Origin of the sequence: Brevibacterium picturae (genome assembly GCF_030453725.1) — a bacterium.
Classification (GTDB): Bacteria; Actinomycetota; Actinomycetes; order Actinomycetales; family Brevibacteriaceae; genus Brevibacterium; species Brevibacterium sandarakinum_A.
Genome location: NZ_JAKDJU010000171.1, coordinates 1 through 6,393, shown reverse-complemented (window position 1 = coordinate 6,393; position 6,393 = coordinate 1). Strand labels below are relative to the sequence as shown.

At 62.3% G+C, this 6,393-nt stretch carries 4 protein-coding genes and 2 pseudogenes; 2 read left to right on the top strand and 4 right to left on the bottom strand.

Features of this window, described 5'->3' with window-relative positions; translation table 11 throughout:
- Positions 1-65: 65 nt before the first annotated feature.
- Positions 66-824 carry a FadR/GntR family transcriptional regulator gene (locus L0G76_RS13260; RefSeq protein WP_304357648.1) on the top strand — a complete coding sequence of 253 codons (759 nt, stop codon included), beginning with the start codon at positions 66-68 and terminating at the stop codon, positions 822-824.
- A 6-nt stretch (positions 825-830) separates the two neighbouring features.
- Here L0G76_RS13260 and L0G76_RS13255 read toward each other — a convergent pair.
- Positions 831-2,161: pseudogene (locus L0G76_RS13255) on the bottom strand (GntP family permease).
- Positions 2,162-2,379: 218 nt separating this feature from the next.
- On the opposite strand from L0G76_RS13255, the gene L0G76_RS13250 reads away from it, so the two are divergent.
- On the top strand, positions 2,380-3,552 hold the full coding sequence (locus L0G76_RS13250) for a mandelate racemase/muconate lactonizing enzyme family protein (protein WP_304357647.1): 1,173 nt from the start codon (positions 2,380-2,382) through the stop codon (positions 3,550-3,552).
- Positions 3,553-3,566: 14 nt separating this feature from the next.
- Here L0G76_RS13250 and L0G76_RS13245 read toward each other — a convergent pair.
- The 3 genes and pseudogenes from L0G76_RS13245 to L0G76_RS13235 form a co-directional block, all read right to left on the bottom strand.
- Positions 3,567-4,391 (bottom strand): annotated as a pseudogene (locus tag L0G76_RS13245) (ISL3-like element ISPfr2 family transposase); the annotation flags it as partial.
- Between the two features lie 31 nt (positions 4,392-4,422).
- Positions 4,423-5,588, bottom strand: a protein-coding gene (locus L0G76_RS13240) for an IS3 family transposase (protein ID WP_304357646.1) whose coding sequence is annotated in 2 segments (ribosomal slippage) — positions 4,423-5,301 and positions 5,304-5,588 — 1,164 coding nt in all. Because the reading frame shifts where the segments join, the coding sequence is not laid out codon by codon here.
- A 155-nt stretch (positions 5,589-5,743) separates the two neighbouring features.
- A complete protein-coding gene (locus tag L0G76_RS13235; protein WP_304357645.1) occupies positions 5,744-5,962 on the bottom strand; it encodes a helix-turn-helix transcriptional regulator in 219 nt (72 codons plus the stop codon).
- Positions 5,963-6,393 lie beyond the last annotated feature (431 nt).

The window sequence follows — 6,393 nt, the reverse complement described above, 5'->3', positions numbered from 1 at the left end:
TGCGGACCGACGCGCCCGGCCGACCTACACCGTCATCTGGGAAGAGCCCCATTAGGATGCACGATATGGAACAGAATCAGGCTGGTCATCCGCGCGAGCGCCGGGGCCGTCTCGCAGATGTGGTGGCTGAGAAACTCAAGGAAGAAATCATTTCGGGATCGTTCTCGGTCGGCTCAAAATTGCCCTCCGAGAATGCACTTGCGCAACGATTCGACGTCGGCCGGAGCTCGATGCGCGAAGCGGTGCGCACCTTGCAGGCATCTGGCTACCTTGAGAGTGCGCAAGGCTCCGGCGTTTTCGTACGTACTGATAAGCCTAGCGTGATCGGCCCCGTGGACATGTCGCTTGTCGGGGGGTACACCATGAGCGATCTGTTCGAAGCGCGTGTGGCCATCGAGTGCCAAGCAGCCACTCTTGCTGCGGTGCGCCTCACGGAGCACCACCGCCAGGTCTTGCAATCGATCCTCAATAGTGCTTCTGAGCCTGGTGTCAGTCAGGCCGACTTCGTGGCGTTGGACCGGCGCTTCCATCGCCAGATTGCCGATGCAAGCGGTAATCCACTCCTACTGTACGTGTGGGATCTCATCTCCGATTCCTTTGTCGAATATTCGACAAAGGTGATTGGGTTGCCTGGTCGACTGGAGCGCGCCCACGAGGACCATAGAGCGATCGCGGACGCCCTCTTCGCAGGAGATGTCGAGACGGCACACGCCCGCACCGCTGACCACGTACTGGTGGTTCAACAGGAGCTCGAGCGCGCAAGTCGCTTCGTGGGCCGGGCCTTGATCAATCCCGAGCACAGTTCCGGACGCGACCGTGCCTAACTCCGGTCAGACGAAGAGGTTCACCAGCAGAACCAGGAGCAGGACCACGACGGAGAGCATCGACTGGGCGAGCGTGTAAGTCTTGAGTGCCCCCCTCGTAGAGAGGCCGAACAAGCTGCGCAGCATCCAGAACGCGTTGTCGCTGAACTGGCCACCAAAGATGCCTCCGGCGCCCGCAGCTAACACGACCATTACCGGCGAGACTCCCAGGTCACCAACCAATGGGGCGATGATACTGATCGCAGTTATACCTGCCACGGTCTGACCCCCATGGCCATACGGAGTAGTGCAGCCACCACCCAGACTACGAGCAGCGGCAGGGCACTACCAGCGGAGAATAGGCCCGACAGGACATCCCTAATGCCGGTCCCAGCGATGACCTCGCCTAGGGACCCTGCCACGGCAGTGACGACGAGGATCGTGCCGACTGTCTCCAGGGCTCTCGAGATCTGCTTCTCCTGCTGTGCGAGACCGCGCTTCGCCGTCGTAATGCCCAGGGCCGTGAGGGTTCCGATCAGCAATGCAATAACGGGGCTGCCCAGGAAGTCAATCACTTGGTTTTGCATCCCCAGCGGCTCAGAGATGATGGCCCCCACAATGAGAAGCAGGACGACGAGAACCGGAGCTACGGCGGTGAACATCGACGGCAACTTCATGTCAGGTGCTGAGTCTCCGGCCGCAGCGAGCTCACTAAGATTCTCGTCCTTTGCAGTATTCCACCAGTCGAACCGTTCGATCAGCGTCAGATATAGCCAGGTGGTTACAGCAACTGCCGGGACAGCTATCGCGAAACCCGGCAAGAGGACAGACTGTACGGACGTTCCCATTGTCCCGACGTAAGCGAGCAGTGCCGCACCTGGGACGACGAGTGCATTGCCAGCAGCGAGTCCCATTGCAACTGGGCCAGCGGTGGTTGCTACTGGGCGTCCGGTGATGCGAGCGGTGTTCCGGGCGATCGGCGCAACGAGCACCAGGAGCACGTCGAAGTAGATCGATGGCGTGACGCTCGATAAGGCGATGCTGAATGCGTAAGGGGAGCCCCGCTTCCCGAAGAGCCGCAAAACACCATCGACTATCCGATGGACGGCGCCATAGCTCGACATGAGGAACCCCATCATGACACCAAGGCTTATCAAGAGCCCGACGGACGCCATCAGATCCCCGAAACCAAAAGTTATGGACTCGATGAGGTCCTGTGGAGCTATGCCGGCTGCAAGCCCCAGGGCGATGGTTCCCAACAGAAGTGAGATTGCCGGGTTGAGACGCAGTTTAACGATAGCTACCGCAATCGATACGAAAACCACGCCGAACACGACGATCAGCCAGGTTGCAGACATCGTTGTCACCTTGCTTTCAGCGCGACGGCGGGCCGCCAACGCGTGACGAGCCCGTGCGGGCTCTCTGTGGAGCCGCACGAGACGCACCACTCTGAACTCCTCTGACACGTTGCAAGCTACGTGAGCAGGTTGCCGGTGTCAAACCGCGCTCAGAACACACGGTCATCAGAGGAGTTTGATAGGTTCTCGACGTCAAGCCACCTCCAGGGAGTCCAACGATGCTCAAGATTGACCGAATCGAAACCTTTGTACTTAAGACCCCGCTCGGGCGCGAGCGCTTCTTCTCATCGCAAGCCTCCTTCCCGGAACGGACCTCCCTCCTAGTACGACTCACCACGTCTGAGGGTGAAGTTGGTTGGGGCGAGGGCGGACAGTACGGCCCACCGGAGCCAGTGCAGACTTGTATCGAGAAGGTTCTCGGACCACAACTCCTCGAACTGCGTGAGGCCGCGCCCGGAGTCGTCTGGGACGTGCTCTATGCACGCACCCGCGACTTCGGTCAGCGCGGCCCCTACATCGAAGCGCTCAGCGCAATCGACATCGCTCTGTGGGACCTTGTCGGTAAGAGGCTCGGTGCGTCGATCAGCGACCTGATGGGGGGAAGGCACCGCGACCGCGTCCGCGCATACGGCACCGGTGGCTATTATCAGTCGGTGGAGTTCGACCGTGACCGCGACCTTGAGGTCCTAGGAGACACTGTCGCTGGATACGCGGAACAAGGTTTCGGAATGCTCAAGATTAAGGTCGGCCTTTTGCCACTCGGAGACGACGCGCTACGCGTCCAGACCGTGCGCGAACGACTCGGAGAAGATTTCGTCCTGTTTGCCGATGCAAACCATGCATACAACTCGCAGACCGCCATCGCGATGGGCCGCGTGCTTGAGCGGCATAACTACGAGTTTTTCGAGGAGCCGGTGCCGCCCGAGGACCGTGAGGGCTACGCTCGAGTGCGGAGTCATCTCGATCTCGCCATAGCAGGCGGGGAAGCCGAGTACACACGGTGGGGGTTTCGAGATCTCATCGGTGGCGGCTGTGTCGACATCATCCAGCCCGACGTATGTGTGTGCGGTGGAATTTCCGAAATACAGCGCATCACCGCACTCGCGACGACACACAATCTCCGGACGATTCCTCACGTATGGGGCTCCGGGATCGCATTTGCGGCCGCGATGCAGGTCTGCAGCTCATTGCCTCTCGTACCCTACACCTATCGGCCGGTTCCGCTACAGAACGAACCCGTCGTCGAATTCGACCGCACGAGGAATTCCTTGCGAGACGACCTCCTGACAGACGCCTTCACCGTCGAGGACGGACATGTCAAGGTGCCCCGCGGGCCGGGACTCGGTGTCGAGGTCAACATGGACGTCGTAAACGAATACAAGTTGTCATAGAGCATGAAAGCGGCTCATCCCAATCGGGGGTGTAGAAGTTGGGGTCTGAAGCCGCCGGTCTCGAGCAGGGTTCGGGCGATGTAGTTGGTCAGGTTGCGGAACCCGAGTGCGGAGCCGCGCAGGTGTTCGAGCCGTCCGTTGAGCGCCTCGGTCGGCCCGTTGCTGGTGCCGGGTCGTTCGAAGTAGGCGAGCACGTCAGCGGCTCGCTTCTTCAGGGTCCGGCCCAGGGTGGTGAGCTCGGTGAGCACCTTGGGGACGCCGGCGCTGAGGTCGGTGATCAGCTTCTCCATGAGCTCGCGGCCACGTTGCCGGTCCTCGTGGCGATAGGCGGCGATCATGCGCTGGTAGACACCCCAGGTCGCCTCGACCTCGACGTGAGCGTCATCAACGAACAGCGCGCGTAGCCTGTCGCTCTGCTTGTCGGTGAGCAGGTCCGCGCCGGTGTGCAGCGTGCGCCGCGACTTGTAGAGCGGAACGTCCCTGAACCCACGGTGCCCGTGGATCGCGAGTTGGACCCGGCGCCGGCACCTGTCGAGGGCGTCACCGGCCAAGCGCACGACGTGGAAGGGATCCATCACCGTGACCGCGTCCGGGATCTCCTCTGCAGCGGCGGTCTTGAACCCGGTGAAGCCGTCCATCGCGACCACCTCGACCGCGTCACGGAAGGCGTCCTCGCGGTCGGCGAGCCAGGTCTTGAACGCCGCCTTCGACCGGCCCTCGACCATGTCCAGCAGCCTTGCTGGGCCGGCGCCATCGCGGACCGGGGTGAGGTCGATGATCACGGTGACGTACTTGTCGCCACGCCTGGTGTGGCGCCAGACGTGCTCATCGACGCCAAGGGACTGATGCGCCATCAGGTGTCAGCTGGGGTTAGGCCGCCAGGCTGACGGTCGGGTTCATGATGGTCTCGTATTCGATGGGGGTCAATCGGCCCAGACGGGCCTGACGCCGGCGGCGGTGGTAGGTCCGTTCGATCCAGGTGATGATCGCGATCCGCAGCTCCTCTCGGGTTCGCCACCGTTTGCGGTCCAGGACGTTCTTCTGGAGCAGCGAGAAGAACGACTCCATTGCAGCGTTATCACCGGCAGCACCGACCTGGCCCATCGATCCGATGAGGTGGTGACGGTTCAGAGCGTGCACGAACTTCCGTGACCTGAACTGAGATCCACGGTCCGAGTGGACAAGGCAACCGGCCGCGTCGCGGCGCCTGGATATCGCGTTGTCCAGGGCCTTCACCGCGAGGCGAGCCTTCATCCGGTCGCTGATCGAGTAGCCCACGATCCGGCCGGAGAACACGTCCTTGATCGCGCAGAGATAGAGCTTGCCCTCGTCGGTCCAGTGCTCAGTGATGTCTGTTAGCCAGAGTTCGTTCACGTCGTCGGCGGTGAAGTCCCGCTTGACCAGGTCATCGTGGACGGGTGCGCCTGGTCGCTTCCTGTTCTTGCCGCGCTTCTTCCCAAATGCGGACCACCACCGGTTGTCCCGGCAGATCCTCCACGCGGTCCGTTCGCACATTGGCTCGCCGGCATCTGCGGCTTCGCCGGCCAGGAACCGGTAGCCGAACTCGGGATCGTCGCGGTGGGCGTCCAGCAGGGCGTTGGCGCGATACGCCTCGACCACCTCCGCCTCCGTGACCTGATGTTTCCGCCAGCGATAGTAGGGCTGACGGGAGAGCTTCAAGACCCGCAAGGACACCGCGACGGGGATCCCGTCGGTGGCGAGCTCGCTCACGAGCGGGTAGAGCTTCTTCCCGGCAGGTTCGCCTGGGAAAGGTAGGCGGCAGCGCGGCGCAGGACCTCGTTCTCCTGCTCGAGCAGCCGGTTGCGTCGCCGCAGATCACGTCGTTCGGTCGAGTCTTCTCGGGTCTTCCCGGGCCGGGCACCGTCTTCGACGTCGGCCTGGCGCATCCAGTTCGTCAGGCAGGATTCGGAGATCCCGAAGTCCTTCGCGATCACGGCGAGCTTCTGGCCAGGTTCACGGTTCCTCGCGACGCGGACGACGTCGTCTCGAAACTCTTGGGGGTAGGGAGCAGGCATGATGCACATCCTTTCCTGCAACGCCGCTGGGCGCCACAGATCATTTGACACCTGATGGCGCATCAGTCCCACCGGCGTGGGCGGTGGTGTCCGCATCTAGATGGCTCTGGTCATGTGCCCTTCTGTGTCTTCTCCCGTCGTGCAGGGTATCGGGGTCAGCCGGCGCTCTTGTGTTCCTGGCTGGCGACCCAGGAGTTGACGCCGGAGACGCGGTAGCGGACACGGCCGCCGAGCTTGACGTAGGTGGGCCCCATGCCGAGGCTGCGCCAGTTGGCGAGAGTTCCGGCCGAGAGTCCGAGGACGTCGGCGACGTCGTTGGCGGTCATCAGTTCGTCGAGTGAGACGACATCGTGGACGGCGGGCTTGCGGGGCATCGTGACCTCCGAAGTGGCGGGGCCGCGGTTCGGCCCTTGTGCTCCACGACAGTGGGCGGGGGTTCACGGAACCTGTCGCGAAGCTCTTCCTGGAGGCCGATGGTTCACTGTGGCTACTGGTGGCCCATGCTGCGTCCGGGATCCGCCTGGCGCGCTTCACGCGGTAGCCTGGGGGCGGCGTCTCGGGGCTGCGGAATCGGTCTGGTCTCGGTTCCCGGTCCTCGATCGAGGTACGAGTTAAGAACGAGTTATTCGGTGTAGCACCGTGAAATCGGCGGATCTTGACTGAGGCATCGTGAGACAGTTTTTGACCATATCTGCAGGTGGAAGCCACTAAATCCCCCGGTGACCTGCAGTGACCGAAGACCCCGTTACGTAATCCGTAGGTTGCAGGTTCGAGTCCTGCTGGGGGCACCATGACTGGGCGTCTC